Below are 24,582 nucleotides of genomic sequence, written 5' to 3'. Positions count from 1 at the left end.
TACTCCCGCGCCGGGAAGATCGGAATCGGCCGTGCAGAAGTGGAATCTCGATGTCCCGCGCGAAAAACTTGGCGAACTCACGCAACCGAGTACGCCGCTGCCCGTGCCGAAATTCAGCTACTTACACCACGGGCTGCTATCAGCCTCCCTCACAAATCGCTTTCAAGACTGGGCACACCCGGACGCTAAGGTTAGGCTCCGCTGGCACAGCGACATCGATTCAGCCGTCAAGCTTGCTGATCCACTTGCCGAGGTGATTACACGTGAAGGCATATTCGAGGGACAGTTGGCGCGGTTCGGCCATGGCTTACAGCGCTCGTTCATCCTTGCACTCCTGCAGGAACTCGCGACGGGCGATGCTACGAATGCACCAGTCCTGGTGCTCGGCTGCGAGGAACCCGAACTTTACCAGCATCCTCCCCAGGTGCGGCACGTGGCTAGTGTGTTTCAACGTCTCGCGCAAACCGGGGCACAAATCCTCGTCTGTACACACAGCCCATTGTTCGTACACGGCGAAGGATTTGAAGACGTCCGACTGATTTGCCGAGACTCCAAGACGCAAGCGGCAAAAGTACATAGCGTAAAGTTCGACGACGTTGCCAAGATAGTCGCGGATGCGACAGGAAACCGACCATCACCGAAGCAAGGTGCTGCAATGAAAGTGGCGCAGGCCCTGCAACCGACTCTCAATGAGATGTTCTTCACATCAGTACTGGTTCTGGTTGAGGGTTTGGAAGACGCTGGCTATATTGCAAGCTATTTAGCACTGACGGATCGCTGGGAGGAGTATCGGCGCCTTGGTTGTCACATCGTGCTCGCGAGTGGAAAACACAGCATGATCCAAACACTTGCGATTGCCAATCTGTTAGAGATTCCAACGTTTACCCTGTTCGATGGCGATACAGACAAGATCAACAAACCAGAGCATCGCGTCAAACACGAGTCCGATAACGCAGCACTCCTGAAGATAGCTGGTTATCCAGCGGAAGCTCCATTGCCAAATGCCAACGTCTGGAAGCACTCGCTAGTCATGTGGATGGAAGATATCGGTTCTGCGCTTGCCGCAGATATCGGCAAAGCTGAATGGGAAAATCTGCACAATAGGGTCAAGAAAGAACTACAAATCATCGATGTTGCAGACTTGCACAAGAACGTTATCTTCATCGGAGAACTGCTTGCCTCCGCATGGAATGCCGGCATAAAATTTCCCACACTAGACATATTGTGTGACGTGATTCTCAATTTTGCTCGATCACAACGACTCGCAAAAAAGGTTGCTGGGTAGTAGGCGCTCTGGAAGCTATCATGGATAGGACGGCGGTTTCGTCGAGTAACATTGCGTCGATTGGCTACGATTCCGATTCAGGCACTCTTGAAGTCGAGTTCACCAACGGGAAGGTGTACCAGTACTTCAACGTGCCACCCGACGTTGCCGCCCGGCTGCTCGCGGCGCCTTCGATCGGCCGCTTTTTTAATTCCTACGTAAGAGAGACCTTTACGCACATAAAGCTCTGAGGTTGTAAGGAGGCGAAATTCGGCTGGCGCGTTCTATAAAAGGGGATGTCAAGAAACAATTTTCTGCCTTGGGGGCTGGCCCCCCTTTCCGCCAAATCAGACCTTGAGGTTGCCCCACCCTTGTCGCTCCCGGGTTTCGAGCGACAGGGTGGGCGTGTTCGGCCCTTTGGTGCCGCCCCCCTACGGGACTCCGAAGGAATTTAGGGGTGAACTTTCCCACGACTGAAGTACTGGGCTACTAGCGTTCGTCCCTCCGGAACTTCGCACTTCGCCCCTCGGTCATGGCAGGCGAAGAGTGTCGCTATGTCCCTCTCCGCTTTTGGGACCGCCCCAATAAGCAATCGCCAAATTGCGTCAAATCGCGGCTGCAGGCGCGCGCCAGCCCCCTCAACGCTCCACCGCGGGCGTACACTTCTTCGCGGTATCCCCTTTCAACGGCAACTTCTTCAGCCGAATATCAACCTTCTCAGCCCCAGTTCTTGGGGCGGCCTAATTCTCGCGAGGAGGACACTATGGCAGCCGTTGCCAAGCCCGCGATCGATGCGGAGACGACGATCCGCGCGATCGCCCAGGAGTGGGTCAAGCACCACAATGAGCGCAACATTGACAAGCTGCTGACGCTGGTCACCAACGATGTCCGCATGTGCGTGCCCAACCAGCCGCTGGCGGAAGGCCCCAAGGCCATGCGCATCCTGATGGAGCAGTTGTTCAAGGAACACGACACCCGCAATCTGACCGTGGTCACCACGCATATCGAGACCGGGGGCGACATCGCCTACAGCTTCGGTACCTTCAATCGGTACCTTCAAGATGAATATGCTGCTGCCCAGCGGCCGCCGGCTGGATGATGTCGGGAAATGGATGGTTACACTGCGGCGCGTGGGAGAGGAGTGGCGAGTCTGCGGCCACTGCTTTAACACCGACCTGCCGATCGCTTCGCTGACGGCGTGACCCGAGTACGCCCGTCGATAGGCGAGCGCGGACGGATCCACCCATTGCCGCTAAACATGAGGTCTCCCCACCCTTGTCGCTCGCGGGTTTCGAGCGACAGGGTGGGAATTTGCGGCGACTCCTCTGATCCGGCCGCCCCTATTGTCAAGCCCCCAAAACCCGAACTTTCCCCCTAACCCGCTGAGAATCCACCAGATATATCGCCGCCGTATGTGGCGGGTTTACCCCCTCCAGTTTGCTACTCTGAAAATAGGGACCATTGTGGTCGACTCTTCCATAACGCCGCTTGCTCGCCGGTCGCTCCCACCTTCACCGCTGTCCACCGGCCGCCTTACACGCGTGATCGACCTCAATTTTCAATTCCGATGCAGTTACCAGATTCCGCAATTCCTCCCCACGGTTACCGTCAGAAATCCACGGTATACCGTACGTAACTCATTGATTCCACTACTCACACACCCCAGAGGGGTATATGACAAACCGTACTACTAACGCCAACCTCGCTCCTCGCTGCCAGCACACCAAGCTCGACGGCTCGCCCTGCGCCGCTCCTGCCCGCCGCGCCCGCAAGTACTGCGTCTTCCACGAGGCCGCCCACGCCAAGCGCCCCGACTACGCCGTTCACCTCGTCGAGGACGCCATGAGCCTCCAACTCGGCCTCTTCCAGGTCATGCGCGCGCTCGACGACCACGCCCTCGATCCCAAGCGTGCCGCCCTCAAGCTCTACGCCTTGCAGATCGCCGCCTCCAACCTCAAGCGCCTGCACCAGGAAACTCAGGAGACCACCGCCACCGACGACCTCGCCTACCAGAAATCAATGCTGAAGGCGATGCTCGAACAATTGCAATGCCCTGAAGAAGACAAAGAAGACAAAGAGCGGTTCCCCTCCAACGCCGAAGCCGACAGTCCGACGAACTGCTCGATGACGGGCCTGCGGTGACCCGGGAATCAGCGCCCGATTGACGCAAGCGGAGGCAACTGGGTATACAATGCCGCCCGCTTGGGAGTCCAAGAAGGAAATCCCGGCTAGGGGGGAATCGTGGGTCTCCTCCGCCGACTCGCTGCCTACATCACCAGCCAGCACCCCGAGTGGGTGCAGCCCGACGTTGCTGACCTGCTGGAGTCGGCGCCCGACGCCATGGTAATCGTCAACGCCGAGGGCAAGATCGTTGTCGTCAATTCGCAGACCGAGATTCTGTTCGGTTATAGCCGGCAGGAGTTAATCGGCCAGCCTGTCGAGGCCCTCATCCCGCCACGCTTTGACGACTTGCACGCAAAGCATCGTGCATCGTTTGTCGCCGATCCGCACGTTCGTCCCATGGGCGCTGGGCTGGAGCTGTTCGCCAAACGCAAGAATGGGGCGGAATTTCCCGTTGAAATCAGTCTCAGCCCGTTGCGCACTCCTCAAGGGCTTTTCGTTACCAGCGCGGTTCGCGACATCTCCGAGCGCAAGCACGCCGAGGAGCAGATCAAGAACCTCAATGCGGAGCTCGGACAAGCCCTGCGCCGGGCCGAACGCCTGGGAGCGACTGGCGAACTGGCGACCAACATGGCGCGCGAGATCGAAAACGTGCTGGACAAGCTGGCAAGGTTGCTCTTGCAACTTGAGCAACGCTCCGCTGCCGATCCCGACGTCAAGGAGTTGGTTGGCAAGGCACAGAAGGAAGTCACCCGCATTACCCATATCACCGGCAAAGCGATCGCCTTGCAACGGGAACACGACGCTTGGAGAAAGGCATGAGGGGCGGCCCTCCGGCAACCAATGTTCCGGCATAAACGGGTAGGAAGAATCCGGCGCGGGTTTCTAGCCGCGTTTAACACCTGCGGCGGCGAACGCGCTAGAATTCTTGCAGGACGTTCAACTTGGGGTGAGAAGCCATGAAGAGTGTCAAAGAACTGGTTGCCGATGCCAACAGCCGCGTGAAGACCTTGCAGCCAAGGGAGGCGAAGGCCTTGCTGCAGGATCCCGCCGTGGCGTTCGTGGACCTGCGCGACAGCGCGGAATTGCAGCTCGAGGGAAAACTTCCGGGCGCGGTGCACGTCAACCGCGGCATGCTGGAATTCGCGCTGGATCCGACCACGCCCTATCACAACCCGGTGTTTTCCTCGGGGAAGAGGATCGTGTTCTATTGCGCCGGCGGCGGGCGCTCGGCCCTGGCCGCCTCCACCGCGCAGATGATGGGTCTGGAAAACGTGGCGCACCTGGGCGGTGGATTCAAGGCGTGGAAGGAGGCCGGCGGCCCGGTGGAGCCGGCCAAGTAGCCGGATTACTCGGTTCTGGTTTTCTTCTTGGGGCGGCGCTTGTGTTTTTTTGGACGATTCTTCGACATCGGAAGAGTGTACACGCTGGCGCTTGCCGCTCGATAGGAAAGTGACATTCAGCGATTGCTGTCTTCTAGCCCAGCCAAGTCCGGGGGCGGCTGGTTGAGGACTTGGAAAGCCCGGCGGGCGTCGTCCACGCGCACGCAGAGGCGGATGCCTCCGATGGCGTTGGAATAGAACCAGTCGAGGCGGACCAGGTTTTGGTCGAGCAGGTGAGATTCGATGCCGGCGGCGTCGAGTGCGCCCTTGGCCAGCCAGGCCTCGGGCAGGTCGCGGAACTTGCGCACCACGGCAAGCTCGCTGAAGGCGGGCGCGAGCGTGGTTTTTTCAAAATCAATCGCCAGGCCCCGGCGGTCGGCTTCGTCCTCCAGGGCGTCGAGGGCAGGGTCGGTGAGGGCGGCGGGATCTTCGGCGACGCGCAGCAACTCGGCGTCGCTCATGGCGGCGTAGAGCTGCGACAGCCGCTGCCGCTCGCGCTGCGGGTCGTCCAGGATCATGGGTTGATTATAGCCGCCGCCAAAGGCGCGAGGCGCCGGGCACAACACCCAGTGCAAATTCTGAATTTCAAGGCCCTGCCACCGCATCTCTAATGGCACGCAGCCAGAGCGGCAAGTCCGATGTTTCTGGCCAGTCAGTTTCTTATCCATACGCCTGATGTCTGGGCGGTAATTTTCCTGTAACTGGGGACGGATCCCGAACACTAATGGCGAGAAAGCAAACGCGACACCACGGGTGGGTAGGAGTGCAGGACTCCACGGAGCGGATACTGATCGTCGAAGACGACGAGCGCATGCACCGAGCGTTGCGCCGGCTGTTCGAACCGGAAGGCTATGCGATCGAGGCCACCTTCGACGGCGCGTCGGGAGTAAAGGCAGCGCTGGCGGCGCCGCCGTCGGCTGTGGTGTTGGACCTGCGGCTGCCGGTGATGTCGGGGCGCGACGTGTGCCGCGAGATCAAGCAGGCGGTGCCGAATATTCCGGTCATCATCGTCAGCGCTGCCTCCGACATCATCGACAAAGTATCGCTGCTGGAAATCGGCGCCGACGATTATGTCACCAAGCCGTTCAGCCCGCGGGAACTGCTGGCGCGTGTGCGGGCCATCATCCGGCGATCGGCGCGCACCGCGCCGGGCGAAATCTACAAGTTCGGCGACGCGGTGGTGGACTTCGCGAAGATGCAGGTCACGCTCGGCGGCGAGCTGGTTGCGCTGACGGCGCAGGAGTTCAAGATGCTCCGCTTCATGGTGCAAAATCCGGAACGGGTGATCCCGCGCGAAGAACTGCTGAACAGTGTGTGGGGCTACCAGAGTTATCCAACGACGCGAACCGTGGACAACCACATGCTGAAGCTCCGCCAGAAGCTGGAAGCGGATCCCGCCAACCCGGTGCATTTCCGCACCGTGCACGGCGCCGGCTACAAGTTTGTGCCTTAGCACCCCGGAGAAGAGCAGCTATCGCGATACGCTTACGATTACGGACGAAATTCCTGCTGTCCATGCTGCTGATCCTTGCGGCGCTGACCTCGGCCAGCCTGTTGCTGGTGCGCCGCCGCGTCGAACAGCAGTTGCGCGGGCAGATTCTGCAGGACGTCCGCAATTCGGTCGCGACGTTTCAGAATGTGCAGCGGCTGCGCGTACTGACTTTAAGGCACTCGGCTGAGTTGCTGGCGAACCTGCCGATTTCACGCGCGCTGATGACGACCGGGCACGCCGCCACCATCCAGGATGTCTCGCGCGAACTGTGGACGACGGGAGGTACCGACCTGCTGGTGCTTTCCGACCGCACCGGCGAAATCATGGGAATGCACAGCACGGCGCCGGTAGTGGACCGCCGCGTGGCACAGCAATCGCTGCGCCAGTCGCTCGCCCGGGAGCAAACCGAATACTGGTGGATGGCGGGCAATCACGTGTACGAAGTCGCCATTGAACCAATCTACTTCGGTCCCCCCGCGGAAAACCGCGTGCTCGGGTTTTTGGCAGTCGGCTACGAGATGGATGACCGCGTCGCGCGCGAGCTCAGCCAGGTGGCGGCCAGCCAAGTGGCGTTTTGGTATGGCTCGGCGTTGGTACGAAGCACCTTGCGTCCTGACCAGGAAAAAGAGCTGCAGAAGCAACCGGGCGTGGCGCGACACCCGCTCGGGATCGAGCCGATCGAGATGCGCCTTGGCCCGGAGTCATACTGGGTCAGTTCGGTGGATCTGGCGCCGGGGAGCACGCCCGCCGTGCGGCTGATGGTGTTGAAATCGTTGGCCGAGGCCAACGCGCTCATCCACCAGCTTGACCAGCTCATGCTGGGCCTCGGGCTGATCGCCGTACTCGCCGGCACGGCGATGGTTTTTGTCATCTCGCGCACCTTTACCCGTCCCCTCGACAATCTCGTCGCCGGGGTGCGGGCGCTGGAACGAGGCGAGTACAACTATCCGCTTCCCGTTCATGGCCATGGTGAAGCGGCGGAGCTGACCTCGGCCTTCGCGCGCATGCGCACCAGCTTGCAGCAGAGCCAGCGAGAACTGCTGGAGGGAGAGCGGCTGGCGACCATCGGGCGCATGGCGAGTTCGATTTCCCACGATCTGCGGCATCAACTCGCCGCCATCCTGGCGAATGCGGAATTCCTGAGCGAACGGCGCAGCGAAGCGGAGCGCGTCGAACTCTACCAGGAGCTGCGTGCGGCGGTGTTCCAGATGACTGACCTGATTGATTCGTTATTAGAGTTTTCGCGTCCCCGCGAATCGTTAAGGCTAGGGTGGGTGCGCATGAATGAGGTCCTGGAGCGGGCGATGCAAACCGTGCGGGCCAGGCCGGAATTCCGCGAGATCGAGATCAACGTGCGCGGGGACGCGATTGACGGCTGGTTCGACGGCAACAAGCTGCAACGCGCATTTCAAAACCTGATCATCAACGCATGCGAGGCGACAGAGCGCAATCATGGCAAGGTCACGTTCGACATGCGTCGGAGGGGCAGGACGGTGGAAATTGCGGTGCAGGACAACGGGCGCGGCATTCCCGATCACCTGCGCGACCACATCTTCGAGCCCTTCGTCAGCTACGGCAAAGAGAACGGTACCGGGCTAGGGCTGACGGTGGTCCACAAGATTGTTGTCGACCACAGTGGCGAGGTAAAGGTGCAGGAGACATCTCCCGGCGGAACCACGCTGTTGGTGTCGCTCCCTTTGTTGCTTTCACCTCCGCAGCCAATGCAGGCTCCGGCGGCCAATGCCGCGCTGGTGCGCACCGACGGCTCGGAGTAGGAATCTCCGGCAAGGAGAGCCCGAACAATCCCTAGGTGCAAACTTCCGAGAGTTTGGCGGCTGGAAGCTATCATGAATGCTCGCGGGTTGGCGCGGGGCTAAAGCCCCCATTGTAAACGCGCCGAATTCGCGGGCTTGAAGGGCCGCACTCTAGCAGCGGCTTTTGGGGAGGTGAAGATGACAACGGCGAAATGGTGGGAGTTGGTTCGCGGACTGTGCGCTGCCGGTCTGATCGCGGTAGCTGTGCCCGGCGCCGCGCGGGCTCAGCAGCGGGACGGAGGCGCCGCCGAAGCGACCACAGCGCAGGTCCTGCGCGAACTCAAGGATCAGGTTGCCGAGCTGCAATCCACCATCCGCGACCTGCGCGACGAGACCAGCCGTTACCACGCCGAAACGCAAGAGCTGCGGGCCGAACTCAAGGCCGCCCTGGCGCAGCCGCGGGCGTCGGTGGCGGCGCCGCCGGCCGAAGCGGCGCCGGTGCGCCCGGACGCAGCCGCCGCAACCACGGTGGAAGACGGAATCGCCAAGCTTCAGGAACAGTACGATCTGCTCAGCGGCAAGGTGGACGAACAATATCAGACGAAGGTGGAAAGCGCATCCAAGTATCGCGTCCGGCTTTCCGGGATCGTGTTGCTCAACCTGTTCGAGAACCACGGCTCGGTTGACAACCAGGATGTGCCGGCTATCGCGGTCTCGCCCGTCTACCGTACGAATGGAAGTTTCGGAGGAACTTTGCGGCAGTCGCAGGTCGGGCTGGAGGTGTTTGGTCCTACATGGCGCGGAGCGCGGGTCAAGAGCAATCTCCAGTTCGATTTTGGCGGCGGTTTTCCCGGGACAGAGAACGGCGTTGCCATGGGCGTGGTGAGGCTGCGCACCGCGGTGCTGCGCCTGGATTGGCCCACCACCTCGGTTATCGGGGGACAGGATGCGCCGTTCTTTTCGCCGCTGTCGCCGACTTCGCTGGCCTCGCTGGCGCAACCGGCGCTCGCGTATTCAGGGAACTTGTGGAACTGGATACCGCAGCTTCGGGTTGAACATCGCATGGGGGTGGCAGGAGGCTCGAACTTTACGGTGCAGGCCGGCATTCTTGATCCACTCACGGGCGAAGCGCCCACCGATTCGTTTTACCGCCTGCCGCAGGCGGGAGAAGCATCGCGGCAGCCGGCTTACGCAACCCGCTTTGCCTGGACATCGGCGGACGAAAGCAGGCCAAGGTCGTTCGGCGTTGGAGGATATTACAGTCGTCAGAACTGGGGCTTCGGGCGGATGGTGGATGGATGGGCGGTGACGGCGGACGCGTCGATACCGATTTCAAGGTGGTTCAGTCTGACCGGCGAGATGTATCGAGGTCGCGCCATCGGCGGCCTGGGAGGCGGGTTGGGCGATACCGCCCTGTATGACGGCTCGTCGCCAATTTACAAGGCGAAGGTGAAGGGTCTCGACGTGGTGGGCGGCTGGGCACAAATGAAGATGCGCGCTTCGCCGCGATTGGAATTCAATGTCGCCGCCGGGCAGGACAATCCCTTCGCCAGCCAACTGCGGAGCGGCTCGGTCGCCGGCAGTCCCTACTACCCCGATACGGTCCGCAATCGCAGCCTGCTGACCAACGTGATCTATCACCCGCGATCGGACTTGCTGCTGTCGATGGAGTATCGCCGCATCGAGAGCTACAAGCTGGTCCTGCCAAACCGCGATGCGGACCAGATCAATCTGGTGATGGGGGTGTTGTTTTGAACCGCACACGGGCAGGAATTCTGTGGCTGTCGATCGCGATTGCCCTGGTCGCCGCCGGCGGCTCTGCCGGTTACGCGCAAGCGGCTACGGTGACCGCGCAAGTGGTCGTGGTGCAAACCACTGGCAGCAAGCACCAGAACTCTGAAGCGGTGGTGTGGCTGTCGCCGCTGCAGCCGGAACCGTATAGTTTTGGCGAGACCTCGCCGCAGAGCGTGCGCCTGGTGCAGAGAGACAAGACCTTCGAGCCCCACCTGCTGGTGGTGCGCACGGGATCGGTTGTCCAATTCCCCAACCAGGATCCCTTCTTTCACAACGTGTTTTCGCTGTTTGATGGAAAGCGGTTCGATCTGGGGTTGTACGAAGCCGGCAGCACGCGGAGCGTCCGCTTCGACCGGCCCGGCATCAGCTACATCTTCTGCAACATCCATCCGCAGATGAGCGCGATCGTGATCGCGCTCGACACGCCCTACTACGCCGTCTCCCATCGCAGCGGCACTATCGCCATTTCCAGCGTTCCGCCGGGCCGATACATCCTGCAGGTGTGGCGTGAAGGGTCGTCCCCCAAAGTCCTGAATGCGCTGCGGCGGGAGGTGGTCATCGGTGAGGGCGACACGGCGCTGGGCGCGCTGCGCATTGCGGAAGACGAGATACCCGTCGCGCACAAAAACAAGTACGGCCGTGACTACGAAGATCCGCAGCCGGCAAATCCCGTGTACCCGCAGCCGTAACCGGCTTCAGGCCGCGGGCTTCTGGCTTCAGGCGTTAGGGTTCGGCCGTTCCGTCACCGGATCTCCGTGACACGGGGAATTTGCAATCTCTTTACATTTCCGTGACAAATGGCGTGCCTACCGAGAATTAACGTTGGCCTCACAGTCGTTACCGGTGCTTTCCGGGGACTGCGAGGAGGAGAACGTGGTCGGCAGTGCAACTTGGTGCGTGGCATTCGATTCTGCAACTGACGAGGAAATCGTCTCGCAAATTCTGGCGGGCGAGGTTCATCTGTTTGAAGTGATCGTGCGCAGGCACACACCGCGATTGCTGCGCGTCGCCGTTTCCGTGCTGCGCAACGATTACGACGCGGAAGAGGTGGTGCAGGACACGCTGGTCAGCGCGTATCAGCACCTCCGCCAGTTTGCAGGGCGCGCGAAATTCACTACCTGGCTGACGAGGATCGCGCTGTACAAGGCGCTGGCGCGGGCTAGTTCACGGTTGCGAGAGGTGCGGCTGGACAACGAGCAGGGCGAGGAACCGAGCTGGTTGGTCTATCGCGGTCCTACGCCCGAGCAGAGCTTGTCGGCCAGCGAAACCGCTTCCCTGCTGGGAACCGCGATTCAAGCCCTGCCGGAAACCTACCGCCGTGTTCTGGTCATGCGGGACATCCACGAGGTGAATACGGAAACTGCCGCGCGTACGCTGAAGATCACGGAAACGAACGTCAAGGTGCGGCTCCACCGCGCGCGTGCCATGCTGCGCCGGGAGTGGGAGCGCGCCATCACGCCGCAGATTGGCTTGGCCGACGCGGTGGGGCTTGCTGCTGAGTCCGCGACACAATAGCACGACGCGCCCCGCCGCTCATACCGCCCACAGGTACTGTTCGGGATCGTAATGGAGGACGCGGTCTTCGCCGTTGATCCAGTCCAGCCGCGCCGGCGAACAGACGTCAATGGCGACGGCGTCCTCCAGCACCTCCGATCCGTGCTCGACGCCGGCCGGAATGGTCAGCATCTGGTCGGCTTGGAGCGTCACATCACCGGAAGCAAGAAAAAAGCGCCACTTGCCCTTGAGCACCACGATGACTTCCTCGTTAAGGTGAGAGTGCATCCGCGTGGCCGCTCCCGCCTTCGCTTCCAGCCTGGCGACGGTGACGTTGTGGCCGATGGCAACCTTGCGGCTGTACAGGGCGGTGAGCTGGTCGGCCTTGATCTGGTCCCAATCGTGGAACTTCATACCTTCTCCTGTTCGGTTCAGCCGTTATCATCGGGTGTTCGGTAAAACACCCACATCTACATAAGGCCGGCGGACGTGGGGCACCATTAGCGGCACGCTCAGTCGGCGGCAGTGACTCCCGCCGGTGGCGCGGGCACGGACTCCTCCTGCCGCGTTTCCGCGCGCACATCAATCGGGTCGAGGAAGGGCATGAGGCTGCGCAGTTTGGCGCCGACCTGCTCGATCAACTGGTCCTGCTCGCGGCGGCGAGTGGCGTTGAACCACGGGCGTCCCGCTTGGTTTTCGGCGATCCACTTGTTGGCGTAGGTGCCGTCCTGGATTTCGGCGAGGATGCGGCGCATTTCCGCCCGCGTCTGCTCGGTGATGATGCGCGGACCGCCGGTGTAGTCACCGTGCTCAGCGGTGTCGCTGACGGAGTAGCGCATGTAGGAAAGCCCGCCGCGATAGATGAGATCGACAATCAGCTTCAGCTCGTGCATGCACTCGAAGTAGGCGATCTCGGGCTGATAGCCGGCTTGCACCAGAGTTTCGAAGCCTGCCTTGATGAGCGCGCTGACGCCTCCGCACAACACCGTCTGCTCGCCAAAGAGGTCGGTTTCGGTTTCTTCGGCGAAGGTGGTCTCCAGCACGCCGGCGCGGGTGCAGCCGAGCGCCTTGGCGTAGGACAGGGTGAGCGCGGTCGCTTGGCCGGAAACGTCCTGATGGACGGCCATCAATGCCGGTGTGCCGCCGCCTTCGACGAAGACCTCGCGGACGCGGTGTCCGGGCGCTTTGGGGGCGACCATAGTGACGTCAACGTCGCCGGGCGGCTGAATGGTCTTGAAGTGGATATTGAAGCCGTGAGCAAACATCAGCATCTTGCCGCGGCAGAGATGGGGTGCGATGGCAGAGGCATAGAGCGCAGGCTGGCCGGTGTCGGGAGTGACGATCATGATGACGTCGGCCCAGTCGGCGACGCGGTCGGGGGTGAGAACCCTGAAATCGTGCTGCTCCGCCTTGACGCGCGAGCGGCTGCCCTGGTGAAGGCCGACCTGCACCGCGACTCCGCTGTCGCGCAGGTTTAAGGCGTGGGCGTGGCCTTGCGAACCGTAGCCGATGATTGCAACCCTCCTTCTGCATATGGCAGAAAGGTCGGCGGAGTTGTCGTAGTAGATCTTTGCCATTTGGTCTCTCCTAAATAGTCGTTGGTCGAGGGTCGTTGGTCGCAACGGTTCGCGAACGCCCATCGGCGGTTAAAGCGCCAAGTCCCGAGTTCTTCGCGTCGTCCCTACGGGACTCGGTTGATCGATTCGTTCCTGTTCCCAGGACTTCGTCCTGGGCTACCAGCGCGCGCCTCTGCGGGCCTCGCATAAACCCAATCAGACCCAAAAGGCGCTCATGCAGCTCTCGATTTCGGGCGCAGCCAACTCACACCGAGAAGGCCACCATGCCGTCGTCGGATTCCAGGTTGGCGGGAGGCGGAAGCGCCACGCTGGCGCCGTTGCCGCCGCCGCGCGCCATGGCAACGCGGCCGGTGCGCACCATCTCGATGATCCCGTAATGGCGGAGCACCTCCAGCAGGCCGTCGATCTTGTCTTCCGTGCCGGTGATCTCGATGGTGAGCGATGCGGTCGCAACGTCCACCACGCGGGCGCGGAAGACGCCGGCCAACTGCATCAGTTGGGTGCGGGTCTCACCGGCGGCGGCGACCTTGATCATGGCCAACTCACGACAGACCGAGGGGGCGGCCGTGATGTTTTCCACGCTGATCACGTTGGCCAGCTTGTAGAGGTTGGTCTCGACGCGGTAGGTGCCCGCCGCATCCGTGTCGGTCACGATGGTCATGCGCGAAATGCCGCTCTTCTCAGTATGGCCGACGGTGAGCGACTCGATGTTGAAGCCGCGGCGGCGGAACAGCGAGGCAACCCGGTTGAGCACCCCAGGCTTATTTTCGACGTAGACAACAAAGGTATTCATCATGTTAGGCATCCGTGGCAGCCTCAACCAGGGGGCTGGGGCGTCTGATCATCTGGTCCAACGAAGCGCCTGCGGGAACCATGGGGAAAACGGAGTCTTCCTGCTCCACGCAGAAGTTGATGACCGCGGTCCCGCGGTGCGAGCGCGCGGCCTGCACCGCGGGAATCACCTCCGAGCGACGGTTGACGGTCATGGCGTGCAGGCCGTACGCCTGCGCGAGCTTTTCGAAATCGGGATTCACCAGTGGCGTAGCGTGGTAGCGGCGGTCGTAAAAGAACTCCTGCCACTGGCGCACCATGCCGAGGTAGCCGTTGTTGATGATGGCCACCTTGAGTTCCAGACCCTCCTGAGCGACGGTGGCGAGCTCGGACATGGTCATCTGGAAGCCGCCGTCGCCGGCCACGACCCACACCTCTTCCTCGGGGCGCGCAAACTTGGCGCCGATTGCGGCGGGCAGCGCGAAGCCCATGGTGCCCAGTCCGCCCGAGGTGATCAGCGAATGCGGCTCATCATGCTTGTAGTACTGCGCCTCCCACATCTGGTGCTGGCCGACGTCGGTGACGACGATCGCCGTGCCTTGGGTTTCGCGCCAGAGATCGGAAATCACGTGCGCCGCGTACAGATGACCGTTGTCGGGAAGGTTCTGGATGTCGCGGACGGCGACTTCGCCCTTGAGTTCGGCAATGTGCGCGAGCCACTCGGCGCGATCGCCCACGGCGACTTCCGGGAGCAACTCCTGCAGGACCGGTCGCAGGTCTCCGATCAGCGCCACGTCAACCGTGACGTTCTTGTTGACCTCGGCGGGATCGATCTCGACGTGAATCTTCTTGGCAGTGGGCGCGTACGTCTTCAGATTGCCGGTAACGCGGTCGTCGAAGCGCATGCCAAGCGCGATCAGCAGGTCGGCTTCCTGGATGGCGGTGTTCACCCAAGACTCGCCGTGCATGCCCATCATGCCGAGGTTGAGCGGATGGGAAGCTGGTAAGGCGCCGATGCCGAGCAGCGTCATGGCAACCGGAATGCTTGCCTTCTCCACCAGCTCGCGAACCTGGGGAAAGGACCCGGAGAGAAGAATGCCGTGGCCGGCGAGGATCAGCGGGCGCTGCGCGGAGTTGATGAGCTCGAGCGCACGGCGGTATTCCACGGGCGCGGCGCGGCGGTCGGGGCGCGCCGGATGCGCGGGCGGCGCAATGGCGTCCCAATCGAATTCGCAACTGGATTGCTGCGCATCCTTGGTGATGTCAATCAGCACCGGGCCCGGCCGGCCGGAGCGGGCGATCAGGAACGCCTCGGCCACCACGCCGGCCACTTCATCCGCACGCGTGACGAGGTAATTGTGCTTGGTGATGGGCAGGGTGATGCCGGTGATGTCAATTTCCTGGAAGGCGTCGGAGCCGATCAGCCGGCTGCCCACCTGTCCGGTAATGCAGACGATGGGAGAGGAATCCAACATGGCGGTGGCGATGCCGGTGACCATGTTGGTGGCGCCGGGGCCGGAGGTGGCGACGGCGACGCCAACCCGGCCGCTGGCGCGTGCGTAACCGTCGGCCATGTGGGTCGCGCCCTGCTCGTGGCGCACCAGGATGTGGCGAATGCCGGGGAATTTGCCGAGCGCGTCGTAGGCGGGCAGGATGGCGCCGCCGGGATAGCCGAAGACGTGAGTCACGCCTTCGCGGTTCACGCACTCCCAAAGAATTTCTGCACCAGTCTTTTTCATAGGTCAATCTCGAAGTCGTCGATCGTCGATAGTCGTTGGTCGATGGCCCAGAGCCTCGAAACGTCGTTGGCCATTAGTCGTTGGCCCAAAGCGGATTCCTCGCTGCGCTCGGCATGCCATGTCCACTTATGTCGCTACGTTACTGCTCCGACGGCGGCGGAAGAGACCTGGCGGGCGTACTTTGCCATGACGCCGCGGGTGAAGCGCGGCGGAGGAGGAGTCCACGCTGCCAGTCGTTGCTTGATTTCCTCGTCGCTGAGATCCACCGCGAGGCGCCGCGTAGGAATATCGAATTCCACGATGTCGCCGGTACGAAGCGCGCCGATCGGTCCGCCACAAGCGGCTTCGGGCGCGACGTGTCCCGCCATCAATCCGTGGGTCGCGCCGGAGAAACGTCCGTCGGTGAGCAGCGCCACCGATTCGCCGAGCCCCGCGCCGACCAGCGCAGCGGTGACAGCGAGCATCTCACGCATGCCGGGGCCGCCGCGCGGTCCTTCGTAGCGGATGACCACCACGTCGCCCGCCTTGATCCGCCCCTGCTGCACGGCGGAGAAGGCGGCCTCTTCGCTGTCGAAGACCTGCGCCGGGCCGCGATAGGATTTCGTTTCATGACCGGCGGTTTTGACCACGCAGCCTTCCGGAGCCAGGTTTCCCTTTAGGATGACTAGCCCGCCACTTGCGCGCAGCGGGTTGGAGGCGGGCCGCACGACCTCTTGTCCAAGCTGCTCCTTCGCCTGGGCAGCTTCTTCCTCGACGCTTCTGCCGCTAACCGTGGGGCGATCGCAATGAAGCACCCCGACTTCGCGCAGGCGGCTGGCGAGCAGGCGCACACCGCCGGCTTCGTAGAGATCGGTGGCGACAAAACGGCCGCCCGGTTTCAGGTCGGCGAGCAGCGGCACACGCGCGCTGATGCGGTCGAAATCGTCGATGTCGAGCGCGACCCCGGCTTCCTGCGCAATCGCGAGCAGATGCAGAACGGCGTTGGTGGATCCGCCGCTGGCCGCCACGCTGGCAATCGCGTCTTCCAATGCTGCGCGGGTGATGATCTGGCTGGGCTTGAGGTCCTGCCGAACCAGTTGCATGACGAGTTCGCCGGCATGATGCGCCGACACGTCTTTGTCGGGATGGCCGGCGGGGACGCTGGACTCGCCCATGGGAGCGATGCCGAGCATCTCGATGACCAGCGCCATGGTGTTGGCGGTGAACTGGCCGCCGCAGGCGCCCGCGCCCGGACAGGCGCTGTTCTCCAGGGCACAGAGCTCCGATTCGCTCATTGCGCCGCGAGCATGCGCACCCACCGCTTCGAAAACGTCCTGGATGGTCACATCGTGGCCGTGAAAACTCCCGGGACTGATGGAACCGCCGTAGAGCACCAGCCCGGGGACATCGACGCGCAGCAGGGCCATCACAGCGGCGGGGATGGTCTTGTCGCAGCCGACGAGCACCACCAGCCCGTCGAAAAGATTGCCGCGCGCGACCAACTCGATGGAGTCGGCGATCACTTCGCGGCTGACTAGCGAGGCGCGCATGCCTTCCGTGCCCATGGTGATTCCGTCCGATATGGAGACGGTGTTGAACTCCATGGGGGTGCCGCCGGCGGCGTAGATACCGGCCTTGACTTGTGCCGCGAGATGGCGCAGGTGGAAGTTGCAAGGGCCGACCTCGATCCAGGTGTTGGCCACGCCGATGATCGGGCGGCGCAGCTTGTCGTCATCAAAGCCGACCGCCTTCAGCATGGCGCGGGCCGGCGCGCGGCTGGGTCCGTCGGTGATCGCCCAACTGTGCCGTTTGAGCACCGCGTCGAGATTGGCCGCGCTGTGCCCGTTTCCGGGAGGTTCGTTTTTCACTTGCCGTGCGCCTCGCAACAATGTCGATAAAACCAAGAAGGCCATCATCCCTTTCGGATGATGGCCGCGCTGCTCGAAAATCGCGCTGGCTACATCATCCGCCCCGTACGCTCCCCACAAGGAGGAGCACTCTAACGAGGAGCAGATGTACCCCGGCGGTCGCGACCCGGGATGTTGTGGTCACAACCGACGCCAGCGGGCTTGAATCTCTTGCGCAACTCATGCCTGGGTTCCCAAGAAACGAGGGCCAAATAATACCGGGAAAGTATAAGCCAATCCTTGAAATTCTCTTATTAATATAAGCGATTGTTATTATCGATATTTTTGCTTGCGGGCGGTGCGCGCTCAGCCATGCACGGCTTTGGTTTTACTGCGCAAGCGGGTGCGGCTCTGGATGAGCTCAACGAAGGCGGTGGCGGCGCGCGGCAGGGTGCGATCGGCGCGGTAGACGAGCCCGAGTTCGCGCCACAGGTCGACGTCCTCCAGTTCGAGCAGCTTGACTTCGCCGGAGCGCACTTCCGGAGCGGCGAAGCTGGCGCTGATGATGGAGACGCCAAGCCCGGTGGCGACGAATCCCTTGATCATGCCCACGCTGGGCAGTTCCATCACCACGCGCATGGTGGCCTGGTAGGGGCGGAAAATCTTGTCGAGCACCTGGCGCGTGTAGCCGGTCTTGGGGAAGATGAGAGCCTGCTCGGCGAGCTTGCAGATGGGAACCGAGTCGAGCTTCGCCAGCGGACTGTTCACACTGACCATCAGCATGAGGCGATCGCGGTAGATCAGTTGCACCTTGAGGCTGGGCGATTTCACCGGCAGCGTGACGATGCCGACATCCAGCGAGCCTTCTTCCACGCGCTCCAAAATCTTGCGGCTGAAGTTGCGATAGATATTGATCTGCACCGAGGGGTACAGGCGCGAGTACTCGGCGAAGACATCGGGCAGCACGTAGAGGCAGGTGGCCTCGTTGGCGCCGATGGCGAGGATGCCGCGCGGAGTCGCGCCTTGGTCGGCAACGGCGCGCAAGGATTCGTCACGCAGGACCAGCATCTGCTTGGCGTAGTCGAACAGGACGCTTCCGGCGGGGGTGAGGCGGACCGACTTGCCGGCGCGATCCAGCAGCTTCTCGCCGTATTCGATCTCCAGTTGACGGATCTGCGCGCTGACCGCCGACTGCGAGCGGAACACCTTCTGCCCTGCGCGCGAGAAATTGCCGAGCTTGGCCACTTCCATGAAGGTGATCAGCTGATCGAAATCCATCGCTATCCTGCCCGCAATGCTTATAAAGGCGCTGCAGATTATAACTTTGATGAATGGGAAAGCGGTTGATTATTGCACGATTTGGCCCAAGTGGGCGTCCACCGCGGCGGCCGCTTTCCGCCCTTCCGAAATTGCCCATACCACCAGCGACTGCCCACGCCGCATGTCTCCGGCAGAAAATACACCGGGCGCCGATGTGTGATAATCCGCGCCGGTGGCGACATTTCCGCGGGCGTCCAAGGCGACCCCGAGTTGCTCGATCATGCCGTTGCGTACCGGGCCGAGGAATCCCATGGCCAGCAGTACCAGATCGGCTTCCATGGTGAACTCGGTGCCGGCGATGGGCGTGAATGTCGGCGGCGGGCCGACGCGGATGCCCTGCAACCGCTTCAGGTTGCCGTGCTCGTCGCCGGTAAATGCGGTAGTGGCGATGCTCCAGGCGCGGACGCCGCCCTCCTCGTGCGCGCCCTCGGTACGCAGCTGCATCGGCCATAGCGGCCAGGGCGTTTGTGGCGCGCGTTCCTGGGGAGGCACGGGCATGAGTTCGAACTGGTGCACGGAGATCGGTTTCTGGCGATGCACGGTGCCGAGGCAGTCGGCGCCGGTGTCGCCACCGCCGATGATGACCACGCGCTTGCCGGTGGCCAGGATTTCTTCGCGCGCGGGCACAACGTCTCCTTCGCAGCGGCGGTTTTGCTGCGGCAGGAATTCCATGGCGAAGTGAATGCCTTTCAACTCGCGTCCGGGGACGCGCAAGTCGCGCGGGCTTTCGGCGCCGCCGCACAGCAGGAGCGCGTGGAACTCGCGGCCCAGGTCCTCGACGGGCACATTGTGGCCGACGTGCGCGTTGGTCATGAACTGCACGCCTTCCGCGGAAAGCTGCTCCAGGCGGCGATCCACGAGACGTTTATCGAGCTTGAAATTCGGAATGCCGTAGCGGAGCAGGCCGCCGATGCGGTCCGCCTTCTCGAACACCGTGACTTGGTGCCCGGCGCGGCGCAACTGCTGCGCGGCGGCCAGACCAGCCGGTCCGGAGCCGATGATGGCGACCCGCTTGCCGGTGGGGAACTGCGGCGGCTGCGGCCGGATCCAGCCTTCCCGGAAGCCGCGCTCGATGATGTTCTTCTCGATTTCCTTGATGGTCACCGGCGGCTGGTTGATGCCGAGCACGCAGGCGGCCTCGCACGGCGCCGGGCAAATGCGTCCGGTAAACTCCGGAAAATTGTTGGTGGCGTGCAACTGGCGAACCGCCTCGCGCCACAGCCCGCGATAGACGAGGTCATTCCAATCGGGAATCAGGTTGTTCAGCGGGCATCCGGTGTGGCAGAAGGGAACGCCGCAATCCATGCAGCGCGCGCCCTGCACGCCGAGCTTTTCTTCCGGGAACTCGCGGTAGATCTCGAACCAGTCGTTGATGCGCTCGATGACCGGGCGCCGCGCCGGCAGCTCGCGGGCGTATTCCATGAATCCGGTGACCTTACCCATGCTGCACCTGCCCGAGAGCGGCCGGGATCACGACCGGCGCCGGGACGTACGGGCGCTCCGTACGCGCAACGCCGAGCACGCGCTTGTACTCGTGCGGGAAAACCTTGATGAATCGCGGCAGCACTTCCGCCCAATTGCGGAGCACATACTGGGCTCGCGGACTGCGCGTTTCCTTGAAGTGCTTGGCAACGACGGCGCGCAACATGCGGGCATCCTCGGGATCGAGCACCGGCTCCAGGTCCACGCCCGCGAGATTGCAGCGGCGCTCGGCGAAGTCGCCGATCTCGTCCAGCACGTAGGCGATTCCGCCATTCATCCCGGCGGCAAAATTGCGGCCGCATTTGCCGAGCACGACGACCAGGCCCTGCGTCATGTACTCACAGCCGTGGTCGCCGACGCCTTCCACGACCGCGGTCGCGCCGGAATTGCGAACCGCGAAGCGCTCGCCGGCGACGCCGTTAAAAAAGGCCTCGCCGCTGGTGGCGCCGTAGAGCACCGCGTTGCCGATCAGAATGTTCTCCTCGGGAACGAACTGCGATTCCCGCGGCGGATAAATAATGATGCGCCCGCCGGAGAGGCCCTTGCCGACGTAATCGTTGGCGTCGCCTTCCAGCCTGAGCGTGACACCCTTGGCGAGAAACGCGCCGAAGCTTTGACCGGCGGAACCGGTGAAGCGGCAGTGAATCGTGTCGTCGGGCAACCCGGCTGAGCCGTAGCGGCGCGCAATGTCGCCGCTCAGCATGGCGCCGACGGTGCGGTGCACGTTGCGAATGGGCAGGGAAATCTCGACCAGCGCGCGGTTCTCGATCGCCTCGCGGGCCAAGGCGATGAGCTGATAATCCATCGCCTGCCGTAGTCCGTGGTCCTGCTTCTGCACGCACCGGCGCGCCACGCGCGTGGGGACCTCGGGGTTGTAGAGAATGGCGGAATAATCCAGGCCGCGGGCCTTCCAGTGTTCGACCGCGGATTTCATCTCCAGCATGTCGACGCGGCCGATCATTTCAGCCATGGTGCGGATGCCCATCGAGGCCATCAGTTCGCGCACTTGCTCGGCGACGAAGAAGAAATACTGGATCACGTGCTCCGGCTGTCCCTTGAATTGCTTGCGCAGCAGAGGATCCTGGGTGGCGATGCCGACCGAGCAAGTGTTGAGGTGACACTTGCGCATCATGACGCAGCCCATGGCGACCAGCGGCGCGGTGGCAAAGCCAAATTCCTCGGCGCCGAGCAGCGCGGCAATGACGACGTCGCGCCCGGTCTGGAGTTTGCCGTCGGTCTGCACGCGAATGCGCCCGCGCAGATCGTTCATCACCAGCACTTGCTGGGTTTCGGCGAGCCCCAGCTCCCAGGGAGCGCCGGCGTGCTTCATCGAGCTCATCGGCGAAGCGCCGGTGCCGCCGCTGTCGCCGCTGATCAGCACCACATCGGCGTGCGCTTTGGATACGCCCGCGGCGACCGTGCCCACCCCGACTTCGGCGACCAGCTTGACCGCGATGCGCGCCTGCGGGTTGACGTTCTTCAAGTCGTAGATCAACTGCGCCAGGTCTTCGATGGAGTAGATGTCGTGATGCGGCGGCGGCGAGATGAGCGCGACGCCGGGAATCGAACAGCGCAGGCGGGCGACGACGTCGTCCACTTTGTGTCCCGGCAGTTGGCCGCCTTCGCCGGGCTTGGCGCCTTGCGCCATCTTGATCTGCAACTCTTCGGCGTTAATCAGGTAATTGGTAGTGACGCCGAACCTGGCGGACGCGACCTGCTTAATCGCGCTACGGCGCCAGTCGCCGTTTCCATCGCGCGGGAAGCGGGCCTCATCTTCGCCGCCCTCGCCGGTGTTGGATTTCGCCCCAATGCGGTTCATGGCGATGGCCAGCGTTTCGTGCGCTTCCTTGCTGATCGAGCCGAACGACATGGCGCCGGTGGTGAAGCGCTTCACGATCTCCGCCGTCGGCTCGACTTCGTCGAGCGGCACGGGCGTGGCCGCCGGCTTGACTTGCATCAGGCCGCGCAGCGTGCACAGGTTGCGGCTCTGGTCGTCAACGGCGTCGGTGAACTCCTTGAACGTCTGGTAATTCGCCTGGCGGACGGCGTGTTGCAGCTTGCTGACCGTGGTCGGGTTGATGAGGTGATACTCGCCACCGGCACGGTACGTGTAGTTGCCGCCGATGGCCAATTCGGGCTCGCAGTCGGTGATGGGCCGGTAGGCGTGCTCGTGTTTCATGGCCGCCTCGCGCGCCAGCACGTCCAGCCCGATGCCGTTGATGCGTGAGGGTGTCCCGGTGAAATACCTGTCGACGATCTCCCGGTTCAGTCCGATAGCCTCGAACACCTGCGCGCCCTGGTAGCTCTGCAGCGTCGAGATTCCCATCTTCGAAAACGTCTTCAGCAGGCCCTTGTTGATGGCCTTGACGACGTTCTTGACCGCGTGCTCCGCGTTCACGTGATCGGGCAGATAACCGCGGCGAGCAAGGTCTTCGATGGTCTCGATGGCGAGATAAGGATTCACCGCGCTGGCGCCGTAGCCGAGCAGCAGCGCGAAGTGCATGACCTCGCGCGGTTCGCCCGACTCGATAATCAATGCAACCTGGGTTCGCGTTTCCTCGCGCACCAGCAAATTGTGTACCGCGGTCAGCGCCAGCAGGCTGGGAATGGGCGCGTACTCCGGGTCGACGCCACGATCGGAAAGGATCAACAGCGTGTACCCGGCCTTGACCGCCAGCGAGGCGCGCCGGCACAGCCCTTCCACCGCCCGCTCTAATCCTTTGCCGTCATCTTCGACGCGGAAGAGCATGGGCAGCGTGGTGGCCAGCAGGCCGCCGCGCGAGACGCGACGCAGCTTCTCCAGCTCGCGATTGGAGAGAATGGGCGCGCTCAACTTCAGCGTGTGGCAGCTCTCCGGCTTCTCGTCGAGGATGTTGCTCTCGCTGCCGATGTAGCTGGTCAGCGACATGACCATTTGCTCGCGGATGGGGTCGATGGGCGGGTTTGTGACCTGCGCGAACAATTGCCGGAAGTAGTGGAAGAGCGGCTGCGGTTTGTCGGAGAGGCAGGCGAGCGGCGTGTCGGTACCCATCGAGCCCACCGGCTCCTCCGCCTTGGCCGCCATCGGGGTGAGAATCGCCTTGATGTCTTCGTCGGTGTAGCCGAAGGCGCGCTGCCGCTGCAGGATGGTGTCGTGGTCGGGGCCCTGCACGCGGATGGGCTCGGGAAGCTGGTCAATATGGATCAGGTTCTGCTGCAACCACTCGGCGTAGGGATGACGGCCCGCGAGACGCTCCTTGATTTCCTTGTCGCCAACGATGCGGCCTTCGACGGTGTCCACCAGAAACATCTTGCCGGGCTGCAAGCGGCCCTTGCGCAGGATGGATTTCGGCTCGACCGACAGCACGCCCACTTCCGACGCCATGATCGCCAAGCCATCGTCGGTGATGATGTAGCGCCCGGGGCGCAGCCCGTTACGGTCGAGCGTGGCGCCGATCAAGCGTCCGTCGGTGAAGGCGACGGCGGCCGGGCCGTCCCACGGTTCCATGATGGAGGCGTGGTACTCGTAAAAAGCGCGCTTCTTGGGATTGAAGTGCGGGTTGCCGTCCCACGCTTCCGGCACCAGCATGGCCATGACGTGCGGCAGCGACCGGCCGCACTGCAGCAGCAACTCAACTGCGTTGTCGAGATTGGCGGAATCGCTGCCGCCCGGCGCGATGATGGGGAACAGCTTCTTGATGTCATCGCCAAACCGCGGCGACGCCAGCACCGATTGGCGCGCGTGCATCCAGTTGACGTTGCCGCGCAGCGTGTTGATCTCGCCGTTGTGCGCAATGTAGCGATACGGGTGCGCCAGATGCCAGGTGGGAAACGTGTTGGTCGAAAAGCGCTGGTGCACCAGGCAAAGCGCGCTCAGCACATCGGGATCCGACAGCTCCTTGTAGAAGCGGTCAATCTGCGGCGCCAGCAGCAGGCCCTTGTACACGATGGTGCGCGCCGACAGTGACGGGACGTAGAAGAACTCTTTTGACTCGATGTCGGAGGCGGCGATCTCGCTTTCGGCGCGCTTGCGCACCACGTACAGACGGCGATCGAGCGCGGCTTCGTCCATGCCGGCAGCGGCGCCCACGAAAATCTGCTGGATGTAGGGCTGCGACACGCGGGCCACGCGGCCGATTACGCTGCCATCCACCGGGGTGTCCCGCCAGCCAAGAACGCGGAGGCCTTCTTCGCGCACGATGCGCTCCAGGATGCCTTCGCAACGCAGCCGGTCGTGGCGCTCCACGGGCAGGAAAATCATCCCGACGCCGTACTGGCCGGGCTCCGGCAGTGCGATGTTCAACCCGCGGCATTCACGCGCGAAAAACTGGTGCGGGATCTGGATGAGCACGCCGGCGCCGTCGCCGGTTTCCGGATCGCAGCCGCAGGCGCCGCGATGCGTCAGGTTGACCAGGACTTCGATGCCCTTGCGCACGATGTCGTGCGTGCGCTGCCCCTTGATGCTGGCGACGAAACCGATGCCGCAGGCATCGTGCTCGTGGCGCGGTTCGTAGAGTCCCTGCGCGGGCGGCAGTCCGGTTTGTGCTCCGGGTCGGTTCATCTTCTAGGTTTCCCGAGGTGACCTGG

Annotated in this window: 20 protein-coding genes; 11 read left to right on the top strand and 9 right to left on the bottom strand. The window is 62.7% G+C overall.

The features are described from left to right. From LAN64_13915 to LAN64_13890, 6 genes are all read left to right on the top strand, one after another. Positions 1–1,285: AAA family ATPase (locus LAN64_13915; GenBank protein ID MBZ5568933.1), on the top strand; the 1,285-nt coding region annotated here is incomplete at its 5' end. Between the two features lie 20 nt (positions 1,286–1,305). Beyond that, positions 1,306–1,515, top strand: coding sequence for a KTSC domain-containing protein (locus LAN64_13910; protein MBZ5568932.1), 210 nt, complete (start codon positions 1,306–1,308; stop codon positions 1,513–1,515). A gap of 512 nt (positions 1,516–2,027) precedes the next feature. Continuing rightward, the gene (locus LAN64_13905) at positions 2,028–2,363 is read left to right on the top strand and encodes a nuclear transport factor 2 family protein (protein MBZ5568931.1); all 336 of its coding nucleotides are present in this window, start codon (positions 2,028–2,030) and stop codon (positions 2,361–2,363) included. A 575-nt stretch (positions 2,364–2,938) separates the two neighbouring features. Next, positions 2,939–3,406: a hypothetical protein gene (locus LAN64_13900; protein ID MBZ5568930.1), complete on the top strand. Its 468-nt coding sequence runs from the start codon at positions 2,939–2,941 to the stop codon at positions 3,404–3,406. A 198-nt stretch (positions 3,407–3,604) separates the two neighbouring features. Next, positions 3,605–4,207 carry a PAS domain S-box protein gene (locus LAN64_13895; GenBank protein ID MBZ5568929.1) on the top strand — a complete coding sequence of 201 codons (603 nt, stop codon included), beginning with the start codon at positions 3,605–3,607 and terminating at the stop codon, positions 4,205–4,207. A 137-nt stretch (positions 4,208–4,344) separates the two neighbouring features. Beyond that, on the top strand, positions 4,345–4,728 hold the full coding sequence (locus LAN64_13890) for a rhodanese-like domain-containing protein (GenBank protein ID MBZ5568928.1): 384 nt from the start codon (positions 4,345–4,347) through the stop codon (positions 4,726–4,728). Between the two features lie 116 nt (positions 4,729–4,844). Here LAN64_13890 and LAN64_13885 read toward each other — a convergent pair whose 3' ends face one another. Then, positions 4,845–5,285, bottom strand: coding sequence for a hypothetical protein (locus LAN64_13885; protein ID MBZ5568927.1), 441 nt, complete (start codon positions 5,283–5,285; stop codon positions 4,845–4,847). A gap of 206 nt (positions 5,286–5,491) precedes the next feature. On the opposite strand from LAN64_13885, the gene LAN64_13880 reads away from it, so the two are divergent. The 5 genes from LAN64_13880 (at position 5,492) to LAN64_13860 (ending at position 11,322) form a co-directional block, all read left to right on the top strand. Next, entirely contained in the window at positions 5,492–6,220 is a 729-nt protein-coding gene (locus LAN64_13880; GenBank protein MBZ5568926.1) for a response regulator transcription factor, read from the top strand. Positions 6,221–6,282: 62 nt separating this feature from the next. Then, positions 6,283–8,034, top strand: a complete 1,752-nt coding sequence (locus LAN64_13875) for a HAMP domain-containing histidine kinase (protein MBZ5568925.1) — start codon at positions 6,283–6,285, stop codon at positions 8,032–8,034. 177 nt (positions 8,035–8,211) lie between these two features. After that, positions 8,212–9,768 (top strand): hypothetical protein, encoded by a 1,557-nt coding sequence (locus LAN64_13870; GenBank protein MBZ5568924.1) that lies wholly within the window; start codon positions 8,212–8,214, stop codon positions 9,766–9,768. Next, on the top strand, positions 9,765–10,496 hold the full coding sequence (locus LAN64_13865) for a hypothetical protein (protein MBZ5568923.1): 732 nt from the start codon (positions 9,765–9,767) through the stop codon (positions 10,494–10,496). Before LAN64_13870 ends, LAN64_13865 begins: the two co-directional genes overlap by 4 nt. A 208-nt stretch (positions 10,497–10,704) precedes the next feature. Continuing rightward, positions 10,705–11,322: a sigma-70 family RNA polymerase sigma factor gene (locus LAN64_13860; protein MBZ5568922.1), complete on the top strand. Its 618-nt coding sequence runs from the start codon at positions 10,705–10,707 to the stop codon at positions 11,320–11,322. A gap of 18 nt (positions 11,323–11,340) precedes the next feature. On the opposite strand, the gene LAN64_13855 is transcribed toward LAN64_13860, so the two are convergent. The 8 genes from LAN64_13855 to gltB all read right to left on the bottom strand — a co-directional run bounded on the left by LAN64_13855 (position 11,341) and on the right by gltB (position 24,556). Further along, positions 11,341–11,715 (bottom strand): cupin domain-containing protein, encoded by a 375-nt coding sequence (locus LAN64_13855; GenBank protein MBZ5568921.1) that lies wholly within the window; start codon positions 11,713–11,715, stop codon positions 11,341–11,343. 98 nt (positions 11,716–11,813) lie between these two features. Further along, the gene (gene ilvC, locus LAN64_13850) at positions 11,814–12,878 is read right to left on the bottom strand and encodes a ketol-acid reductoisomerase (protein MBZ5568920.1); all 1,065 of its coding nucleotides are present in this window, start codon (positions 12,876–12,878) and stop codon (positions 11,814–11,816) included. A 244-nt stretch (positions 12,879–13,122) separates the two neighbouring features. Next, positions 13,123–13,674 carry an acetolactate synthase small subunit gene (ilvN, locus tag LAN64_13845; protein MBZ5568919.1) on the bottom strand — a complete coding sequence of 184 codons (552 nt, stop codon included), beginning with the start codon at positions 13,672–13,674 and terminating at the stop codon, positions 13,123–13,125. Position 13,675: 1 nt separating this feature from the next. Further along, positions 13,676–15,388, bottom strand: a complete 1,713-nt coding sequence (gene ilvB / locus LAN64_13840) for a biosynthetic-type acetolactate synthase large subunit (protein ID MBZ5568918.1) — start codon at positions 15,386–15,388, stop codon at positions 13,676–13,678. Between the two features lie 134 nt (positions 15,389–15,522). Continuing rightward, entirely contained in the window at positions 15,523–17,280 is a 1,758-nt protein-coding gene (ilvD, locus tag LAN64_13835; protein ID MBZ5568917.1) for a dihydroxy-acid dehydratase, read from the bottom strand. 300 nt (positions 17,281–17,580) lie between these two features. Further along, positions 17,581–18,492: a LysR family transcriptional regulator gene (locus tag LAN64_13830; protein MBZ5568916.1), complete on the bottom strand. Its 912-nt coding sequence runs from the start codon at positions 18,490–18,492 to the stop codon at positions 17,581–17,583. 69 nt (positions 18,493–18,561) lie between these two features. Then, complete coding sequence (locus LAN64_13825; GenBank protein ID MBZ5568915.1) at positions 18,562–19,977, bottom strand: glutamate synthase subunit beta; 1,416 nt, start codon at positions 19,975–19,977, stop codon at positions 18,562–18,564. Beyond that, positions 19,970–24,556, bottom strand: coding sequence for a glutamate synthase large subunit (gltB, locus tag LAN64_13820; protein MBZ5568914.1), 4,587 nt, complete (start codon positions 24,554–24,556; stop codon positions 19,970–19,972). The genes LAN64_13825 and gltB overlap by 8 nt, the downstream gene beginning before the upstream one ends. Positions 24,557–24,582 lie beyond the last annotated feature (26 nt).

This window comes from Terriglobia bacterium (assembly GCA_020073185.1).
In the GTDB taxonomy this organism is placed as follows: domain Bacteria; phylum Acidobacteriota; class Terriglobia; order Terriglobales; family Acidobacteriaceae; genus JAIQGF01.
This window is presented reverse-complemented; position numbering and strand designations above follow the sequence as displayed.

Coding starts and splice junctions, on each gene's coding strand:
- LAN64_13910 (MBZ5568932.1), top strand. CDS start 1,306: ATGGATAGGACGGCGGTTTCGTCGAGTAACATTGCGTCGATTGGCTAC.
- LAN64_13905 (MBZ5568931.1), top strand. CDS start 2,028: ATGGCAGCCGTTGCCAAGCCCGCGATCGATGCGGAGACGACGATCCGC.
- LAN64_13900 (MBZ5568930.1), top strand. CDS start 2,939: ATGACAAACCGTACTACTAACGCCAACCTCGCTCCTCGCTGCCAGCAC.
- LAN64_13895 (MBZ5568929.1), top strand. CDS start 3,605: ATGGTAATCGTCAACGCCGAGGGCAAGATCGTTGTCGTCAATTCGCAG.
- LAN64_13890 (MBZ5568928.1), top strand. CDS start 4,345: ATGAAGAGTGTCAAAGAACTGGTTGCCGATGCCAACAGCCGCGTGAAG.
- LAN64_13885 (MBZ5568927.1), bottom strand. CDS start 5,285: ATGATCCTGGACGACCCGCAGCGCGAGCGGCAGCGGCTGTCGCAGCTC.
- LAN64_13880 (MBZ5568926.1), top strand. CDS start 5,492: ATGGCGAGAAAGCAAACGCGACACCACGGGTGGGTAGGAGTGCAGGAC.
- LAN64_13875 (MBZ5568925.1), top strand. CDS start 6,283: ATGCTGCTGATCCTTGCGGCGCTGACCTCGGCCAGCCTGTTGCTGGTG.
- LAN64_13870 (MBZ5568924.1), top strand. CDS start 8,212: ATGACAACGGCGAAATGGTGGGAGTTGGTTCGCGGACTGTGCGCTGCC.
- LAN64_13855 (MBZ5568921.1), bottom strand. CDS start 11,715: ATGAAGTTCCACGATTGGGACCAGATCAAGGCCGACCAGCTCACCGCC.
- ilvC (MBZ5568920.1), bottom strand. CDS start 12,878: ATGGCAAAGATCTACTACGACAACTCCGCCGACCTTTCTGCCATATGC.
- ilvN (MBZ5568919.1), bottom strand. CDS start 13,674: ATGATGAATACCTTTGTTGTCTACGTCGAAAATAAGCCTGGGGTGCTC.
- ilvB (MBZ5568918.1), bottom strand. CDS start 15,388: ATGAAAAAGACTGGTGCAGAAATTCTTTGGGAGTGCGTGAACCGCGAA.
- ilvD (MBZ5568917.1), bottom strand. CDS start 17,280: ATGGCCTTCTTGGTTTTATCGACATTGTTGCGAGGCGCACGGCAAGTG.
- LAN64_13830 (MBZ5568916.1), bottom strand. CDS start 18,492: ATGGATTTCGATCAGCTGATCACCTTCATGGAAGTGGCCAAGCTCGGC.
- LAN64_13825 (MBZ5568915.1), bottom strand. CDS start 19,977: ATGGGTAAGGTCACCGGATTCATGGAATACGCCCGCGAGCTGCCGGCG.
- gltB (MBZ5568914.1), bottom strand. CDS start 24,556: ATGAACCGACCCGGAGCACAAACCGGACTGCCGCCCGCGCAGGGACTC.